Source organism: Arthrobacter sp. YAF17 (assembly GCF_052113365.1).
Lineage (GTDB): Bacteria > Actinomycetota > Actinomycetes > Actinomycetales > Micrococcaceae > Arthrobacter.
The window spans coordinates 104823-120415 of sequence record NZ_JBFRDB010000005.1; the positions used below are offsets into that span (position 1 = coordinate 104823).

Annotated in this window: 13 protein-coding genes; 7 read left to right on the forward strand and 6 right to left on the reverse strand. The window is 67.7% G+C overall.

The window, feature by feature from the left end:
- The first annotated feature begins 111 nt into the window (after window positions 1–111).
- The gene (gene serC / locus AB4Y67_RS06390) at window positions 112–1239 is read left to right on the forward strand and encodes a phosphoserine transaminase (RefSeq protein ID WP_441404947.1); all 1128 of its coding nucleotides are present in this window, start codon (window positions 112–114) and stop codon (window positions 1237–1239) included.
- Window positions 1240–1331: 92 nt separating this feature from the next.
- Here serC and AB4Y67_RS06395 read toward each other — a convergent pair whose 3' ends face one another.
- The 3 genes from AB4Y67_RS06395 to AB4Y67_RS06405 are packed head-to-tail and all read right to left on the reverse strand — an operon-like array spanning window position 1332 to window position 3754.
- On the reverse strand, window positions 1332–2651 hold the full coding sequence (locus tag AB4Y67_RS06395) for an MFS transporter (protein WP_441405017.1): 1320 nt from the start codon (window positions 2649–2651) through the stop codon (window positions 1332–1334).
- Between the two features lie 44 nt (window positions 2652–2695).
- Window positions 2696–3361, reverse strand: coding sequence for a DUF3027 domain-containing protein (locus AB4Y67_RS06400; RefSeq protein ID WP_441404948.1), 666 nt, complete (start codon window positions 3359–3361; stop codon window positions 2696–2698).
- A gap of 9 nt (window positions 3362–3370) precedes the next feature.
- Window positions 3371–3754, reverse strand: a complete 384-nt coding sequence (locus AB4Y67_RS06405) for a cold-shock protein (protein ID WP_024366560.1) — start codon at window positions 3752–3754, stop codon at window positions 3371–3373.
- Window positions 3755–3932: 178 nt separating this feature from the next.
- Between AB4Y67_RS06405 and AB4Y67_RS06410 the strand changes: the two genes are divergently transcribed.
- From AB4Y67_RS06410 to AB4Y67_RS06435, 6 genes are all read left to right on the forward strand, one after another.
- Entirely contained in the window at window positions 3933–4166 is a 234-nt protein-coding gene (locus AB4Y67_RS06410; RefSeq protein ID WP_144673147.1) for a hypothetical protein, read from the forward strand.
- Between the two features lie 10 nt (window positions 4167–4176).
- Window positions 4177–6669, forward strand: coding sequence for a helicase-associated domain-containing protein (locus AB4Y67_RS06415; RefSeq protein ID WP_441404949.1), 2493 nt, complete (start codon window positions 4177–4179; stop codon window positions 6667–6669).
- A complete protein-coding gene (locus AB4Y67_RS06420) occupies window positions 6666–8312 on the forward strand; it encodes a DNA repair helicase XPB (protein WP_441404950.1) in 1647 nt (548 codons plus the stop codon). The genes AB4Y67_RS06415 and AB4Y67_RS06420 overlap by 4 nt, the downstream gene beginning before the upstream one ends.
- 94 nt (window positions 8313–8406) lie before the next feature.
- Window positions 8407–9117, forward strand: coding sequence for a response regulator transcription factor (locus AB4Y67_RS06425; protein WP_441404951.1), 711 nt, complete (start codon window positions 8407–8409; stop codon window positions 9115–9117).
- 5 nt (window positions 9118–9122) lie between these two features.
- Window positions 9123–10610, forward strand: coding sequence for an ATP-binding protein (locus AB4Y67_RS06430; protein ID WP_441404952.1), 1488 nt, complete (start codon window positions 9123–9125; stop codon window positions 10608–10610).
- Window positions 10611–10732: 122 nt separating this feature from the next.
- A complete protein-coding gene (locus tag AB4Y67_RS06435; RefSeq protein WP_441404953.1) occupies window positions 10733–11020 on the forward strand; it encodes a WXG100 family type VII secretion target in 288 nt (95 codons plus the stop codon).
- A gap of 27 nt (window positions 11021–11047) precedes the next feature.
- On the opposite strand, the gene AB4Y67_RS06440 is transcribed toward AB4Y67_RS06435, so the two are convergent.
- The 3 genes from AB4Y67_RS06440 to AB4Y67_RS06450 form a co-directional block, all read right to left on the reverse strand.
- Entirely contained in the window at window positions 11048–12064 is a 1017-nt protein-coding gene (locus tag AB4Y67_RS06440) for an RNase H family protein (protein ID WP_441404954.1), read from the reverse strand.
- 263 nt (window positions 12065–12327) lie between these two features.
- Entirely contained in the window at window positions 12328–13965 is a 1638-nt protein-coding gene (gene groL / locus AB4Y67_RS06445) for a chaperonin GroEL (RefSeq protein ID WP_144673165.1), read from the reverse strand.
- A 319-nt stretch (window positions 13966–14284) separates the two neighbouring features.
- A complete protein-coding gene (locus AB4Y67_RS06450; protein ID WP_441405018.1) occupies window positions 14285–15547 on the reverse strand; it encodes an ABC transporter substrate-binding protein in 1263 nt (420 codons plus the stop codon).
- Window positions 15548–15593 lie beyond the last annotated feature (46 nt).

Genomic DNA, 15593 nt, shown 5'->3' on the forward strand with positions numbered 1-15593 from the left:
TGCCTCCCCCGCCGGGCAGTCAGGCAGAATGAAACGCAAGGCTTCGTTGCAGCCACCCTGCCGGGCCGCCTCCCAAGCCACGCTTTGTACCAGCCGAAAATTGGAGCCACTGTGAGCGACACCAGCATCACGATTCCCGCCAACCTCCTGCCCAAGGACGGCCGGTTCGGCGCCGGACCGTCCAAGGTCCGCCCGGAACAGATAGAGGCCCTCGCTGCGGCTTCCGGGCTGCTGGGAACCTCCCACCGCCAGGCGCCGGTCAAGAACCTCGTGGGATCGGTCCGGAGCGGGCTGAGCCAGTTCTTCCGCGCACCCGAGGGCTATGAGGTCATCCTGGGCGTCGGCGGGTCGACAGCGTTCTGGGACATTGCCAGCTTCGGGCTCGTGGACAACAAGGCCCAGCACCTGTCCTTCGGCGAATTCGGCTCGAAGTTCGCCTCCGCCACCCACAAGGCGCCCTTCCTGGCGGACTCCTCCATCATCAAGTCCGAGCCGGGGACCCGCCCGGCGGCCCGGGCTGAGGCCGGCGTCGACGTTTACGCCTGGCCGCAGAACGAGACGTCCACCGGCGTGGCAGCTCCGGTCCGGCGTGTGGCCGGCGCCGATGCAGGCTCCCTCGTGCTGGTTGACGCCACCTCGGCGGCCGGCGGGTTGGATGTCGACGTCGCCGAAACGGACGTCTACTACTTCGCCCCGCAGAAGAACTTCGCCTCCGACGGAGGCCTGTGGCTTGGCCTGTTCTCCCCGGCAGCGCTGGAGCGCGCGGCCCGGATCAAGGCCGGCGGCCGCTGGATCCCGGATTTCCTCGACCTCCAGACGGCTATCGACAACTCGCGGCTGAACCAGACCTACAACACCCCTGCCCTGGCCACGCTCGTCACCCTCGACGCCCAGGTGCAGTGGCTCAACGCGAGCGGCGGTCTGGACTTCGCCTCCGCGCGCACCGCGGATTCGGCCGGCCGCATCTACCGCTGGGCCGAGGCCTCGGAGTACGCTACCCCGTTCGTGGCGCAGGCCGAGGACCGCTCCAACGTCATTGCCACGATCGACTTCGACGAGTCCATCGACGCCGCGGCAATCGCCAAGGTGCTCCGCGCCAACGGCATCGTGGACACCGAGCCCTACCGCAAGCTGGGCCGCAACCAGCTCCGCATCGCAACGTTCGTGGCGATCGAGCCGGACGATGTATCGGCGCTGCTGGAATGCATCGACTTCGTTGTGGGCGAACTGAAGAAGTAGCTCCCCCGAATCAGGCGGGGCTGGCAGCGCCAGCTTCCACCGCCGTCGGCGGCGTCGTCCGGGTGTCGCATCCCCGGGCGGCGCCGTCGGCGTCAGGCGCCGGTTGCGCCGGCGCCTTCCGCGTCAGGGCCGGTGGCGTCATGGCCGGGCGCGCCGGCGGCCACGACCCGGAAATGGCGCAGCCCGCGGGCCCGGCGGTCATACCTGATCCGCAATTGCCTGGCACGGATGATCCACACCAGCCCGATCAGGGCCGCGATCAGCCCGGACGCCGCCGCGACGCTCAGGGACCATCGGGGGCCGGCCACGTTCGCGACCCAGCCCACGAAGGGCGCCCCGATCGGTGTGCCTCCCATGAAGATCGCCATGTAAAGGGCCATCACCCGGCCCCGCATCACGGGATCCGTGGTCGTCTGGACGTAGCCGTTGGCGCTGGTCATCATCGTGATGGCGAAGAGCCCTACGGGAACCAGCGCCACGCCGAACCAGAAGTAGCTGGGCGCCAGCGCGGCTATGCCGGAGGCCACGCCGAAGGCTCCGGCCGCCCCGAAAATGATCCGCAGCCTGGGTTTCTTGCGCCCGGCGGAAAGCAGGGCGCCGGCGACGGAGCCGATGGCCATGATGGAGTTCATCAGCCCGAAGGCGCTGGCGTCCAGGCCGAATTCCGTGCCGACCATGGCCGCGATGAACAGCACGAAGTTCAGGCCCAGGGTGCCCACGATGAAGACCGCGACCAGCACCACCACGATGTCCGGCCGGAAGCGCACGTACCTCAGCCCCTCGCGGATCCTGCCCTTACCGGGTGCGGCCCGGGGCAATTGGCGCAGCGACGCTGAGGGTATCTTCCACAGGCTCAGCAGCAGTGCCACAAAAGTCAGCGTGTTGATCAGGAAAACCCAGCCGGGGCCGACAGCGACCGTGAGGATACCGGCCACAGCGGGGCCGATCATCCGGGCCACATTGAAGGAGGCGCYGTTGAGGGCCACCGCGTTGGGAAGGTAGTCGTCCCGGACCAGTTCGGAGACGAAAGTCTGGCGCACGGGGGCGTCGAGGGCCGAAACGACGCCCAGCAGCAGGGCGAAACCGTAAACATGCCACAGTTGGGCGGCCCCGGACACCACGAGGATGCCGAGGGCTGCGCTCAACAGTGCCATCGCGGACTGGGTCAGGACGAGCAGCTGCTTGCGGTTGAAGCGGTCGGCCACCAGCCCGGCCACCGGGGCGAGGAACAACTGAGGTCCGAGCTGAAGTGCCATGGTGATGCCCATGGCCCCGGCGTCGTGCTCGGTCAGGTGGTCAAAGACCAGCCAGTCCTGGGCAGTGCGCTGCATCCAGGTCCCGATGTTGGAGATGATGGCGCCGATGAACCAGATCCGGTAATTCAGGATATGCAGGGACTTGAAGGTGGACATCATGTCCAGCCCTCACCGCGCAGCGCCCCTGAGAGTTCCAACCGCTAGTCAGCCTCCACGGCGGTCAACGCGCCCTGCGGAGCGTCGTCGGCGTCGTCGGCGTCGTCGGCATCGTCAGAGTCGTCGGCGTCCTCGGCGGCATTGTCTTCGGGCGCGCCGCCGGCGTCGGATTCCGGCGCGTCGGCGTCGGTGGTGGCGTCGTCCGAGTCTTCCCGGGGCGCCGCGTTTGGGGCTTCTCCGGGTTCTTCCTCGCCCTGCTCATCGCCGGGGCGGACCCGTTCGGCCCACGGAATCCATTCGGGCGCCAGGATCGAGTTTTCGGAGGGCAGCAGGCCCAGCTCGTCGACCGTAACTACCTTGGACCTGGAGTTCCGGGTCAGGACGGCGTACCACTGCCAGCCGCCGTAGCCGGCCAGCTTTGACTCGAAGAGGTGCGTGACCAGGCGGTCGCCTTCGCTCTTGGCCGCCAGGTGCTGGCCGATCTGTTCGGCGGGGGCGATGCCCTCGATGGCAGCACGCGCGATGTCGACGGCGGCGGCCAGGAAGGCATCCGGCTTGCCGGTGCGCCAGGCCGGCACCCCGGCGCGCGGCTTGGAGCCCGCCTTGGTTCCGGCTTTCTTGTCACCGGCCGCAGCGCTATCTACCCCTGTGCTGTCCACGGCTGCGCTCTCCACAACTGTGGGGCCGGTCAGATCGGTTTCCGGAGTCATCGCCGGGCCTTACGCGTCCAGCTCGTCGGCAACCTTACGCAGGGCGACGGCGATCGCTTTGCCCTTGTTGCCTTCCGGGTACTTGCCCGCGGACAGTGTGCCGGACAGGTTGTCCAGTACGCTGACGAGGTCCTGGACCAGCGGGGCGAGGTCCTTCGCACTGGGCCGCTTGGCCTTGGCGATGGACGGTGTCTTGTCCAGCACGCGCAAGCCAAGGGCCTGGGCGCCCTTGCGCCCGTCGGCAACGCCGAACTCAACCCGGGTGCCTGCTTTGAGCTCGGTTACGCCCTCAGGCAGCGCGGACTTCGGCAGGAAGACTTCCTGGCCGTCCTCGCCCGCGAGGAATCCGAAGCCCTTTTCCTTGTCATACCACTTGACCTTGCCGGTAGGCACGTAATCAACCTTCTTCGTTCTGCTGGTGACACGGCCGACGGTCACCGCATCCGCATTGATATGCGGGTTCAGGGTATGACTGCCCGGACCGTGTTGGTCTGTTCCCTCAAGGTTATCGTGCCCGGCCCACTTTGGCCGTTTGGGGCGCGGAACTGGCCGGACTGTTAGCGTTAGCTCCATGACTCCATTGCGTTTCCGGCGGCCACTGTTGATCGTTGCGGCCGTCGCCGCCGTGCTGTCGCTCGCGGCGGTCGGCGTCGTGATGGCGATGGCCTTCAACAATGCCGTGTCGCCGGTGTGGATTACCTCCACGGCGCTCTACGGGCTTCCCGTGGCCTTCCTGCTGATGCTCTTGCTCGTGATCGACGGCGTTGCAGCCCGCCGGCGCACCCGAGGGCCGGACGAAAGGTAGCGTTGCACTGATGTCCCTGATCCGCGCGCTCAGCAAGGAACTGCAGGCACGCAGCGATGATTCGTTGCGTGCCTTGTTCTCCGCGCGGCCGGACCTCATTTCACCGGGCGTGCCGGATTTCGCGGCCCTCGCCGCCCGGGCAAGCGGCCGCGTTAGCGTGCAACGCGCCCTGGAGCGGCTCAACCGCCCGGAAATGCAGGTCCTCGAAACCCTGCACCTGTGCACCAACACCGATACCGGGCACAGCGCCTCCGCCCCGATGCTGAAGAAGCTGATCAACGGCTCCACCCTGGCGTCGATCGAAAAGATGCTGCATTCGCTGCAGGAACTGGCCCTCGTCCACCGGGCGGACCCCCCGCACGGCGCAGTCCCGTCCGGCGCGAAACAGCGGTACTACTTGCCGGTGGGCAGCCTCAAGGACGTGATCGGGATCTATCCGGCGGGGCTGGGACGCAGCTACACCGAACTCGTGCGGCTCCAACCGGCCTTCGCGCAGCGCGTGGTCCAGCTCGTCGCGGAGCTCCACCGCAGCGGTGCGGCGGTCGCCCCCGCAACCACCCCGATGGAAGCCGCCTTGTCGCTGCAGCACTGGACGGCCACTCCCGAATCCCTCCGGCAGATCCTTGACACCGCCCCGGAACGCACCACCGCGCTGCTCGCACGCTTCGGGAACTGGGCCATGGGCGCCGTTCCCCAGGCGCAACGGCGCGCCTCCGTGCTGCACGAGGCCGCCGACGTCGGGCCGGTGGACTGGCTCCTCGCCCGCGGGCTGCTGGTGCCGCTCGATGCCGCCCACGTGGAGCTGCCGCACAGCGTCGGCGTCTCGCTGCGCGGCGGTTTTGTCATCGAGAAGTTTGCGCTGGCCCCCCCGGTGCCGCGGCTGGGTTCCACCTCTGCCGCGCTGCGCCGCAATGCCGCCCTGGGCGCGATCGCCGAGACCCTGCGGCTGGTCGCTGAACTGCTCTATATTGTTCGCGAACAGCCCCTCGTCACGCTGCGCAGCGGCGGCGTGGGCGTCCGCGAGCTGAAGCGCCTGGCTGACGGGCTGCGGCTCGAGATGCACGACGCCGGCGTGCTGGCGGAGTTGTGCGCCCTGTCCGGCCTCATCCGCCTGGACGTGGACAGTTCCGCCTGGGTCCAGCCTGCCCAGCTTGAATGGCTCACCCTTCCGCGGCAGGAGCAGTGGCTCTGGCTCGTCAATGCCTGGCTCGCCAGCGAGCGCGCGCCCTCCCTCGTCGGGCAGCCCGTCAACGGCCAGGCCGCGGCCCAGGCCGTCCACCGCGGCACCGCCGGGAGTACCATCAACGCGCTTTCAGCCGAAGCCCAGCGCCCGGACGCCCCGGTGGTCCGGAAGCGGATCCTGGAAATCCTGGCTGAACTGACAAAGGAGGCCGCGGCGTCGGACGGTCAGGCTCCGGTGCTGGACGCCGCGGCGGTGCTGGAGCGCGCCGACTGGACCCAGCCCCGGATGGCACGGCGTTTCAGTTCCCTCATCCGTGGCGTCCTGGCCGAGGCGGAGATGCTCGGCCTCATCGGCTCGGGCGCCCTCAGCCAGATCGGGGCGGCCATCGCGGCCGAACAGCCCGACGAGGCCCTGGGGATCCTGGGCGAACACCTGCCGGCGGCCCTGAACCACGTGCTGCTCCAGGCGGACCTCACCGCCGTGGCACCCGGCTACCTCGCTCCGGAACTGACGGAGAAGCTCCTGACCATGGCCGACGCCGAGGGCCAGGGACCGGCCACGATCTACCGTTTCTCCGTCTCCTCGGTCCGGCGCGCGCTCGACGCGGGCCAGGATGCCCAGGCGCTGCTGGATTTCCTGGGCCTGCACTCGGCCACGGCGATCCCGCAGCCGCTGAAGTACCTGATCGAGGACACCGCAGCCCGCCATGCCAGGCTGCGGGTGGGCTCCGCCGTGAGTTTCATCCAGAGCGACGACGAAACGGCGCTCCTGGAGCTGCTGAACACGCCCGGCGCCTCCGCCCTTGGATTGGTCCGGATCGCACCCACCGTGCTGGTCTCGCACGCCGCTCCGCGGGACACAGCGCAGGTCCTCCGGAGCCTGGGGCTGTCCCCCGCCGTCGAGGAATCCGAGGCGGGCGGCATCCGGCTGCGCCGCACCACCGCGCTGCCCGGCAGTGCCCGCCCGGTCTACAGCGCCCCGCGCACGGCCCCTCCGGAAGCCGACGTCGACGCCCAGCTGGCCGTGCTGCGCAGCGAGCGGCCCTCCGCGGGGGCCGCCGTCGGGCCTTCCACGGCGGCCCCGGGCAGCGAAGAAGCAACCCAGCTGGGCCTGGAGACCTTGCAAAAGGCGATCCGGCTCAAACAGCGCGTGGTGATGAACGTCGTCGACAGCCTGGGGAATTCCGTGCGGGAAACCGTTGTTCCGGTAGCAGTGAACGGTGGACGGGTCCGGGTGTTCGACCCGGAGAAGGACACTGAACGCGTACTGTCCATCCACCGGATTATTGACGTAGAAGCCGCGGAGGAATTGCTCCAGTGAACGACGGACCGCTGATCGTCCAGAGTGACAAGACCATCCTGCTCGAAGTCGACCACGAACTCGCCACCGAAGCACGCCACGCCATCGCCGCCTTCGCCGAACTGGAACGCGCCCCCGAACACGTGCACAGCTATCGGCTCACGCCGCTGGGCCTCTGGAATGCCCGGGCCGCCGGCCTCGACGCCGAGAAAGTGCTGGACACGCTGCTGAAGTACTCGCGTTTCCCCGTGCCGCATTCCCTGCTGATCGACGTCGAAGAGACCATGTCCCGGTACGGCCGGCTGCGGCTCGAAAAAGATCCCCAGCACGGCCTGGTCATGCGCACCTCCGACTATCCGGTCCTGGAGGAGGTCAGCCGCGCCAAGAAGATCGCCCCTCTGCTGGGCCCGCGGATCGATGGCGAAACCGTTGTGGTGCACTCCTCCCAGCGCGGGCAGCTCAAGCAGCTTCTGCTGAAGATCGGCTGGCCGGCCGAGGACCTGGCCGGCTATGTCGACGGCACGCCGCACCCCATCATGCTCGACGAGTCCGGCTGGAAGCTCCGCCCCTACCAGCAGCTGGCAATGGAGAACTTCTGGGCCGGCGGCAGCGGCGTCGTCGTGCTCCCCTGCGGAGCCGGGAAAACACTGGTGGGGGCCGCCGCGATGGCCACAAGCTCCACCACGACCCTGATCCTGGTGACCAACACAGTGTCCGCGAGGCAGTGGAAGGACGAACTCCTGAAGCGGACATCCCTGACCGAAGAGGAGATCGGCGAATACTCCGGCTCCGTCAAGGAAGTCCGTCCCGTCACCATCGCCACGTACCAGGTTCTGACCACTAAGCGGGGCGGGCTGTACCCCCATCTGGAACTGGTGGACGGCAACGACTGGGGACTCATCATCTATGACGAGGTCCACCTCCTGCCCGCCCCGATTTTCCGGATGACCGCGGATTTGCAGGCCCGGCGCCGGCTCGGCCTCACCGCCACGCTGGTCCGCGAGGACGGCCGCGAGGGCGAGGTCTTCAGCCTGATCGGTCCGAAGCGCTACGACGCGCCGTGGAAGGACATCGAGGCGCAGGGCTACATCGCCCCGGCCGACTGCGTCGAAGTCCGGATCGACCTCCCCCGGGACGAACGCGTGGCCTACGCAATGGCCGAGGACGCGGACAAGTACCGGCTGTGCGCCACGTCCGAATCCAAGACGCTGGTGGTGGAACAGCTCGTCGCCGAACATGCCGGGGAGCAGCTGCTGGTGATCGGGCAGTACATCGACCAGCTGGACGAGATCGGCGAGCGCCTGCAGGCGCCGGTGATCAAGGGCGACACGTCCGTCAAGGAACGCCAGAAGCTCTTCGATGCCTTCCGCGCCGGCGACGTGCAGACCCTCGTGGTGTCCAAGGTCGCCAACTTCTCCATCGACCTGCCTGAGGCCTCGGTCGCGATCCAGGTCTCCGGCTCCTTCGGCTCCCGGCAGGAAGAGGCCCAGCGCCTCGGCCGGCTGCTGCGTCCCAAGAAGGACGGCCGCGCCGCACGCTTCTACTCCCTGGTGGCCAGGGACACGCTGGACCAGGACTTCGCGGCCAAGCGCCAGCGCTTCTTGGCCGAGCAGGGCTACGCCTACCGGATCATGGACGCCAAGGACGTCGGGACAGTGACCTGACCGCCACAAGTACCCCGCGACCGCCGCGGCGGGAGCATGCAACACACATCTTTCATTCAGAAAACTCCCAGAGTCTGGGAGCATCATGGGAATTATGAAAAAGAACGGTCCCGAAGCCAAGCTGCTCGTCGTCGATGATGAACCGAACATCCGCGAGCTGCTGTCCACGTCCCTGCGCTTTGCCGGCTTTGAAGTCGTCTCGGCGTCCAACGGGCGCGAGGCCCTGGCGGCGGCCGATCTCCATTCCCCGGACCTCGCCGTCCTGGACGTCATGCTGCCGGACATGGACGGCTTCACCGTCACCCGCCGGCTGCGCGCCGCAGGCAAGCACTTCCCCGTTCTCTTCCTGACCGCCAAGGATGACACCGAAGACAAGGTGATGGGGCTGACGGTGGGCGGCGACGACTACGTCACCAAGCCGTTCAGCCTCGACGAGGTGGTGGCCCGCATCCGCGCCGTGCTGCGCCGCACCCAGCCGTTGCAGGACGACGACGCGGTCATCCGCGTCGATGACCTGGAGCTCGACGACGACGCCCACGAGGTGCGCCGCGGCGGCACGGTGATCGAGCTGTCCCCCACCGAATTCAAACTCCTGCGCTACCTCATGCTGAACCCCAACCGCGTGCTGTCCAAGGCCCAGATCCTGGACCACGTCTGGGAATACGACTTCAACGGAGACGCCTCGATCGTGGAGTCCTACATCTCCTATCTGCGCCGCAAGGTGGACCTTGATCCTGACGCCCCGGCCCTGATCCAGACGAAACGAGGCGTCGGCTACGTGCTGCGGACGGCCGAGAAGCGCTGATCCTGTTGCTGCACCGTTGGAAGTCGGCGTCGCTGAGGTCGCAGCTTGTCGCCATCATGACCGCACTGATGCTGGTGGCCCTCACCGCCACCGGCGCCGGGACCCTGACCCTGCTGCACAGCTATCTGCAGGGTCAGGTCGACGACAAACTCCGGGCCGCGGTAGCCTCGGTGCGCCAACAGCAGTCTTTCAGCCAGTTGCGGGACCAAAACCATAGCGTCCCCACGGACTACTCGCTGATGCTCTTCGCGCCGGGGCAGCCGGCGGTGCCGTTCGGCGGGGACCCGGACATCCACCCGGATATCACCAGCATCACCGCCACCGAGACAGCGGACCGGGAGCAGAACCCCTTCCAGGTCCGCGGCACGGACGGACGCAACTGGCGGGTCGTCGCACTCAACGTCGTGGACAGCAACAACCGCAGTTCCGTAGTGGTCATTGGGCTCCCCCTCGGGCCGGTCGACTCCGTCATGGAACACGCCGTCCTGGTGGTGGTCGGCGTCGGACTGCTGACCCTGGTCCTGGCCTTCTTTATCGCCACCTGGAGCATTTCCCGGTCCTTCCGGCCGCTGGGCCGGGTCGAAAAGACCGCTGCGGCGATTGCCGCGGGCGATCTGTCCCGGCGCGTGGAAATCGAAAATCCCAACACCGAAGTGGGCCGGCTGGGCAGCTCCCTCAATGCCATGCTGGCCCACATCGAAACGGCCTTCGCCGCCCGGATGGCCTCCGAAGCCAAAATGCGCCGCTTCGCCGCCGATGCCTCGCATGAACTGCGCACACCGCTCGTGACGATCCGCGGCTTCTCCGAGCTGTACCGGCACGGCGCCCTGGCCACCCCGGAGGATGTGGCGACCGCCATGGGGCGGATCGAGAGCGAAGCCAAGCGGATGGGGGCCATGGTGGAGGACCTGTTGCTGCTGGCCAGAATCGACGAGCAACGGCCGCTCCAACAGAAGCCCGCCGATCTGCTGCTGCTTGCCAACGACGCCGTCGTGGACACCCAGGCGAGCGACCGCGGCCGCGTCATCACCCTCACCGGGCTCGACGGCGGCTCCCCCGGGCCGGCTCCCGTCCTGGGCGACGAGGCCAAACTGCGGCAGGTGGTCGGGAATCTCGTGGGCAACTCCCTGCGCTACACCCCTGAGGGAACGCCCATTGAGCTGGCCGTCGGCGTCCGGACCGACGGCGACGGCACCCGGCAGTCCGTCATCGAGGTCCGTGACCACGGCCCCGGCGTACCCGACGAGGAAGCAGCACGGATCTTCGAGCGGTTCTACCGCGCCGACACCTCCCGCACCCGGGAGACCGGAGGCAGCGGGCTGGGACTCGCGATCGTCGCGGCCATCGTCGGCTCGCATGCGGGCACCGTCCGGGTCACAAAGACCGACGGCGGCGGCGCCACCCTGGTGGTCAGCCTGCCGTTCCTGGACGAGGCCATGGAAGAGCAGGGTTCCCATGCCGGCTCCGGCGCCCGTGACACTGCCGGGAAGTAACCGGCCGGGATTCTGTACGCCTTTTCCACATACAGGGACCTGACCCGTTCCCCGGTCCCGCGGCCTGCCTAGGCTCGCAGTGTCCGGAGAGCCCGGATCAGGCACCGTCGAGAGGCCATCCCATGAGCATCATCTCCGTCGATACGGAACTCCTCCAGCTCAAGTCCGCGAACGTCAAAGCCACGGTCGACCGGATCGGCGCTGACGTCCAGGCCATGAAACGCGGCCTCGACGAGCTGCAGGCCACGTGGCGCGGCTCGGCCGCAACCAATTTCCAGGCTCTCGTCGCCGAGTGGACGCTGACGCAGGGAAAAGTCGAGGCATCCCTCGCGTCGATCAACCTGGCGCTGAATTCCGCAGCTGCGAGCTATGCCCAGGCCGAACAGGCAAACACCCAGCGGTTCAGCTGACCGGCCCCCGGTGCGGCGGAGGCTGGCTCAGGCTTCCGGGGTGCCCTGGTGGAAGCGCAGCCGCCATTGAGCGCCGTCGTGGACCCACAGGGAGCTGCGCAGGGCCGTTCCCGTGCGGGTGTGGGTGCGGTACGTCAGGAGGACGGTCTGCTCGCCCAGCCGGTCTGCACCCAGCATTTCCAGCTCGGCGGTACCGCCCGGGTTCTCTTCCAAGGACATCATCATGGCGTCCCTGGTCCAGATCCGGCCCGAGCTGCCGATTTCGGTGAAGTCCGGGTGCAGCAGCACCCCGGTGCGGCCGAGGTCGGCACGCGTTTCCGGCCGGAGGAGTTCGCGCTCGAGCGCCTCGACGATCGCTTCCGGGCTCGCGTCCGTGCCGGGCGCAGGCGTGATGTCCTCGTCGAGCTCGCTGAAGAGGTCGGGTTCATCGAAGAGCGTCGGTTCTCCGAACAGCTGCTGCCGGCCGGTCAGCGCCTGCGCCGCGATTGGCTGGGCGTGCGCCGGGCGGGACGCGGCCTGCGCGGCCGTGGGTGCCGCCTGTGCTGCGGGGGCCGGGGCTTCTGCCGCAGCGTCGGCTGCGGCGCCGAACCCTGGGCCCTGGCGCACGGCCACACCCTGCTGGTAGGCCGTGGCCGCGGCCCTGGCGCGGTCATCCGCCGCCTCGTTGAGGTCGTGCCCGGCGTGGCCGCGCACCCATTCAAACTTGTATTTGCGGCCGACCAGCGCCTGGTCGATTTCCTTGAGCAGGTCGACATTCATGACCGGCTTGCCGTCGGACTTGCGCCACCCCTTGCGCTTCCAGCCCGGCATCCATTTGGTGACGGAGTTGATGACGTACTGGCTGTCGCAGAGGATGTGCAGGTCCTCCCCCGGCAGGTGCGCGGTGGAGCGGAACAAGTCCAGCACGGCCATGAGCTCGCCCATGTTGTTGGTGCCGTGCGGCCATCCCCCCGCACGCCAGCAGTCGTCGTTCACGTACCAGGCCCATCCGGCCGGGCCGGGATTTCCTAAAGCCGAACCGTCGGCTGCTGCAGTAATCGTCACTGAACTATCCTGCCAGACCTCCGCCCCACTCGATGCCGCCCGATGCTCCCTCGCCTCCGGCCCCAAACCGCCCAACGCTTCCTCACCTCCGGTCTCAACTGAGAGAGCGTCGGACGTACCACCGCAGCAACTGAGGGAGCGTTTGATAGAGGGCCGCTTAACGCCGACGGCGGCCCCACCCGAAGGAGGGACCGCCGTCGTCAAGCGTGCCGTTGCTGACGGAAATCCGTCAGGCAGGCGTTCGGGGCCTGGAGGCCGGGTGGTTAGAAACCGCCCATGCCGCCCATGCCGCCCATGTCGTCGCCGCCGCCCATCGGGGCGCCAGCCTTCTCGGGCTTGTCGGCCACAACGGCCTCGGTGGTGAGGAACAGTCCGGCAATGGACGCCGCGTTCTGCAGGGCAGAGCGGGTGACCTTGACCGGATCGTTGATGCCGGCGGCCAGCAGGTCGACGTACTCGCCGGTGGCTGCGTTCAGGCCGTGGCCTGCGGGCAGGCCGCGGACCTTGTCGACCACAACGCCGGGCTCGAGGCCGGCGTTGAAGGCGATCTGCTTCAGCGGGGCGTCGATGGCGACGCGGACGATGTTCGCACCCGTTGCCTCGTCGCCTGCGAGCTGCAGGTTGGCGAACGCCTTGGCGCCGGCCTGGATCAGGGCAACGCCACCGCCGGCGACGATGCCCTCTTCGACAGCAGCCTTGGCGTTGCGGACAGCGTCCTCAATGCGGTGCTTGCGTTCCTTGAGCTCAACTTCGGTTGCGGCACCGGCCTTGATGACTGCAACGCCGCCGGCCAGCTTGGCCAGGCGTTCCTGCAGCTTCTCGCGGTCGTAATCCGAATCGGAGTTCTCGATCTCGGCGCGGATCTGGGAGACGCGGCCGGCGATCTGGTCAGCGTCGCCTGCACCCTCGACGATGGTGGTCTCGTCCTTGGTGACAACGACCTTGCGGGCGCGGCCCAGGAGTTCGAGTCCGGCGGTCTCCAGCTTGAGTCCGACTTCCTCGGAGATGACCTGGCCACCGGTGAGGATGGCGATGTCCGCGAGCTGCGCCTTACGGCGGTCGCCGAAGCCCGGGGCCTTGACGGCGACGGACTTGAAGGTGCCGCGGATCTTGTTGACGATGAGGGTGGCCAGGGCCTCGCCCTCGATGTCTTCGGCAATGATCAGCAGCGGCTTGGAGGACTGCATGACCTTTTCGAGGACAGCAACCAGTTCCTTGACGTTGGAGATCTTGGAGTTGACGATCAGGATGTACGGATCCTCGAGGACCGTTTCCTGGCGCTCGGCGTCGGTGACGAAGTAGGCGGAGATGTAGCCCTTGTCGAAGCGCATGCCTTCGGTGAGTTCCAGCTCCAGGCCGAAGGTGTTGGACTCCTCGACGGTGATGACACCTTCCTTGCCGACCTTGTCCAGGGCTTCGGCAATCAGGGCGCCAATTTCGTTGTCACCGGCGGAGATGGACGCGGTGGCGGCGATCTCTTCCTTGGTTTCGATTTCCTTGGCGGAGGCCAGGAGCTCGCGGGTGACAGCCTCGACGGCCTTCTCGATGCCGCGCTTGAGGGACAGGGGATCAGCGCCGGCCGCGACGTTGCGCAGGCCTTCCTTGACCAGGGCCTGTGCCAGCACGGTGGCGGTGGTGGTTCCGTCGCCGGCGACGTCGTCCGTCTTCTTGGCAACTTCCTTGACCAGCTCGGCGCCGATCTTCTCGTAAGGATCGTCCAGCTCGATCTCCTTGGCGATGGAAACGCCATCGTTGGTGATCGTGGGGGCGCCCCACTTCTTTTCGAGGACGACGTTGCGTCCACGCGGGCCGAGGGTGACCTTGACGGCGTCGGCGAGGATGTTCAGGCCCCGCTCAAGACCGCGGCGTGCCTCTTCATCAAATGCAATGATCTTGGCCATAACGGCAGTAGTCCTTTCGGGACAGTCGTTAAGAATGAACCTTTGCTGCGGTGCCCGCGACGGACGATCCCTGGCCCGGCGGCCTCTGTATGCCGTTGGGCCCGGGATCTCACCCCAGCCAGGTATTTCTTTCGCTCCTGGATCGGCTGCCTCAACTCCGCAGCCGGGCGAACCGGGCGTCGTTTTAGCAGTCAATACGCGGGAGTGCTAACTCAATAATTAGCACTCCCCCGGGGAGAGTGCAAGCAGTGGCCGCGCAGGATGACCCTCCATTGGCGTGCTGGCGGCTCTCAGGCGCGGCACACTACGCTACGGGCGATTAAGTCCCGCTGCTGCTGGCAGTTTCGTTGCCGCTCATGGTTGCCGTGTTGTCCGGCCCGTAGGTGTAGACAACATAGTTTGCGGAACTGACGTCACCGTTGGAATCGAAGCCGACCGGACCGGATTCGCCGTCGTAGTCGGGGCGTTTGCCTGCCCGGATGGCGTCGGTGCATTCCTGGTAGCTCTTGCACACCGCGGCCTCACCGGCGGGCCCGCCGTTGCCTGACGTCGGGCCCGTCCCGCCCGAGACGGTGATCAGGCTCGCGGCAATGGAGGTGCCGGCGTCGTCCTGCGCTGCGGCCGCCGCGATGGCGGCAAGGTTGACGGCGTCGTAGGTCTCCGCGGCGAACGTCATGTCCTTCAGTCCAGGATCCACGGAAACCAGCTCGCCCTGGAAGTGGGCTGAGGCAAAGGTTCCCGGCAGGATCCCCCGCGCACCGTCGAGGGCGCGGGAACCCAGCCCTGAACCGTACTGGCTCACCGCTCCGTCGCTGAGGATGAGCTTCTTGCCGGCAAGGCCGGCGTTGTTCAGCTCGGCGATGGCACCCTGGGCACCGGCACGGGAGACCAGCACGACGGCGTCGGGGGCCGCTGCCTTCGCTGCAGCAGCAGCCTGCTGCGCCTGTCCCGGGGCGAACCCGGCGACGGTGAGTGGCCCGAGCCCGGCCTGCTTGGCCGCGGCGGCCACCGCGTTGGATACGCCCTTGCCGTAGGCGCCTTCCTCGTACACAACGGCAATGGTTGCAGCGCCGCTGTCCTTGGCTAGCTTGACGAGAACGGGGGCCTGGGCGATGTCGGCCGCCGAGGTGCGGAAGTAGTAGCCGTTGCTCTCGTAGCTGCTGAGCCCGCTGGCGGTGTTCGCGGGGGAAATCATGGCCACCTTGGCGTTGGACAGGACGTCGATGGCGGCGGGCGCCCGGCTGGAGTCCGTCGGACCGATGACGATGTCCGATTTGGCGGCAACGAGTGCCTTGGCCTGCGCTGCGGTGTCTCCGCTGACGGTCGACGGAAGCAACTCCACCGGTTTGCCCTTGTGACCGCCTGCAGCGTTGATTTCCTTGACGGCGAGCTTCGCGGCGGCGAGTTGGGGCGCGTTGAGGAAGTCTTGCGGGCCGGTGTTGTCGAGGATCAGGCCGATCCGCAGGGTCCCGTCGCCGCTGGCGTCGGCTTGCTCGACACGGGCACCGCCCGCCGGACCCAAACATGCCGTGGTGACCAGGGCGGCAACAGCCGCCACGGCCACGGCCCGGCCGCGCCGCAGGCCCACCCTCCGGCGCCCGACCGTGCCGCCGGCAGCCTTCCGGCCG

Coding starts and splice junctions, on each gene's coding strand:
- AB4Y67_RS06400 (WP_441404948.1), bottom strand. CDS start 3,361: ATGACTCCGGAAACCGATCTGACCGGCCCCACAGTTGTGGAGAGCGCA.
- AB4Y67_RS06410 (WP_144673147.1), top strand. CDS start 3,933: ATGACTCCATTGCGTTTCCGGCGGCCACTGTTGATCGTTGCGGCCGTC.
- AB4Y67_RS06415 (WP_441404949.1), top strand. CDS start 4,177: ATGTCCCTGATCCGCGCGCTCAGCAAGGAACTGCAGGCACGCAGCGAT.
- AB4Y67_RS06425 (WP_441404951.1), top strand. CDS start 8,407: ATGAAAAAGAACGGTCCCGAAGCCAAGCTGCTCGTCGTCGATGATGAA.
- AB4Y67_RS06435 (WP_441404953.1), top strand. CDS start 10,733: ATGAGCATCATCTCCGTCGATACGGAACTCCTCCAGCTCAAGTCCGCG.
- groL (WP_144673165.1), bottom strand. CDS start 13,965: ATGGCCAAGATCATTGCATTTGATGAAGAGGCACGCCGCGGTCTTGAG.